3 protein-coding genes are annotated in these 1,633 nt (G+C 63.7%); all 3 read left to right on the top strand.

Translation table 11 applies throughout. The annotated features are described in order from the left end of the window. Positions 1-266 precede the first annotated feature (266 nt). The 3 genes from Q0925_RS02345 to Q0925_RS02335 all read left to right on the top strand — a co-directional run bounded on the left by Q0925_RS02345 (position 267) and on the right by Q0925_RS02335 (position 1,354). The gene (locus Q0925_RS02345) at positions 267-635 is read left to right on the top strand and encodes a UPF0175 family protein (protein ID WP_299331503.1); all 369 of its coding nucleotides are present in this window, start codon (positions 267-269) and stop codon (positions 633-635) included. Beyond that, positions 632-1,138 carry a twitching motility protein PilT gene (locus Q0925_RS02340; RefSeq protein WP_299331500.1) on the top strand — a complete coding sequence of 169 codons (507 nt, stop codon included), beginning with the start codon at positions 632-634 and terminating at the stop codon, positions 1,136-1,138. The genes Q0925_RS02345 and Q0925_RS02340 overlap by 4 nt, the downstream gene beginning before the upstream one ends. Positions 1,139-1,228: 90 nt before the next feature. Beyond that, a complete protein-coding gene (locus Q0925_RS02335; RefSeq protein WP_299331497.1) occupies positions 1,229-1,354 on the top strand; it encodes a hypothetical protein in 126 nt (41 codons plus the stop codon). The last annotated feature ends 279 nt before the right edge of the window (positions 1,355-1,633 follow it).

The raw sequence follows: 1,633 nt of genomic DNA, 5'->3' as shown, positions 1-1,633 counted from the left end.
GTCACGCCCGTCACCGTCGCGACCGTTCGCTCACTTCCCGCGGCGTCGACGAGCCCTTTCGACTAGTCGTCGGTGAGACCGCAGCGTCGACTCCCCCGATCCGAGGCGGACTCGACGTTCGGTTCGGAGAGTGGATCTCGTGTGCTTTCACCCGTCTCCGAGGCGATCGCCTCCGCGATATCGTCGGACGTGTACCGGATATCCGATCCCTGCCGGGCGCTAACGCAGTTCATAAATAATATGAATCCCTAGTACCGGGTAGCGCGATGGCACGAATCACTGGCTCGTATCCGGACGACCTCGACCTCCTGATCGAGGGTGCCGTCGAAGCCGGGGTGTTCGGGGGCAAGAGCGACGCGTTGCGGGAGTTCGTGCGCGAATACTTCGAGGACCACGAGAACGAACGCATCGCGGCCGCGGTCGCCCTCTACGAACGCGAGCGGATCACGCTCGGTGACGCCGCGAGACTCGCCGCCGTCGACCGCTGGACCATGCGTGATATCCTCCGTGAGCACGGCGTCGAACTCCGCGTCGGACTCGTTGACGAAGACGACGCAACCTACGAGAGCAAGGCGGCGGACGAACTCGAGTTCGATGGTACCGACTCGGACGACGAGGACGCCCCGGCGAAATGACAGGCGACGGGGTTCCGGCGAATCCGAACGTCCTGAACACGACCGTCCTCTCGAACGTTTCGTATATCGACCAGCTGTGGGTGGTTACGGGACTCTCCGGAGTCTGCGCCGTTCCGGTCGTTCGCGAGGAGCTCGAAACCGGCGTCGCTGCTCATCCGTATCTTCGACCGGCACTCGATGTACTCGACGACGAGATTCCGGTCGCGGCGATCTCGGACGCGGTCGCGAACAGGGAGGCGGTCGTCAGTAGCCACCTCGGTCCTGGTGAGGCACAGGCGTTCGCCCTCGCCGACGCACACGATGGTCGCCTCCTGACCGACGACGGAGATGCCCGGTCGTTTGCGAGAGATCAAGGCGTGACCGTCGTCGGATCGGTCGGCGTCCTGTTGGCCGCTATCGAGGCTGGGAAGATCGATGAGTCGACGGCTGACGAGTGGCTGTCGACGTGGATCGACGAGATGGGATACTACGTCCCGTACCGAACGATCTCGGAGTATCGATGACGGAACTTGCGTTCGACCGCCCGATCGGAGTTCACTAGTCGGAGTAACACCGAATGCCCGAGCCCCAGCCGCTCGCTCGGGTGGACGTAGGTGACTCGGGATCTCCTCGAAGGCGTCGCCGAATCGGCCGACGATCCGCCCCGCCACGTACCCGACGACGACGGCCAACCCGTCGGCCCCCGCCTCGACCGCCGTCTCGAAGGCGTCCGCGGGTAGGGGTCACCTCACAACGTCGACGAGCCCTTTCGACTAGTCGTCAGTGAGATCGCAGCGCCGACTCCCCCGATCCGAGGCGGACTCGACGTTCGGTTCGGAGAGTGGATCCCGTTTCTCTCCCGACGCACGGTGATTCCTCAATTGACTAAATGAATCGGCGACACAAGAATTATATCGTCACATTTGCTATCACTCGGTATGACCTCCGACGAACCGGCCGGAGCGTTCGACCTCGCCGAGGGATTCGGCGCGGACCTCGAGTCCGAGCCCGCCGACGAG

It is taken from the genome of Haloplanus sp. (genome assembly GCF_028275055.1).
Classification (GTDB): domain Archaea; phylum Halobacteriota; class Halobacteria; order Halobacteriales; family Haloferacaceae; genus Haloplanus.
The sequence above is the reverse complement of the archived record's forward strand: the minus strand, read 5'-3'. Positions and strand labels throughout refer to the sequence as shown.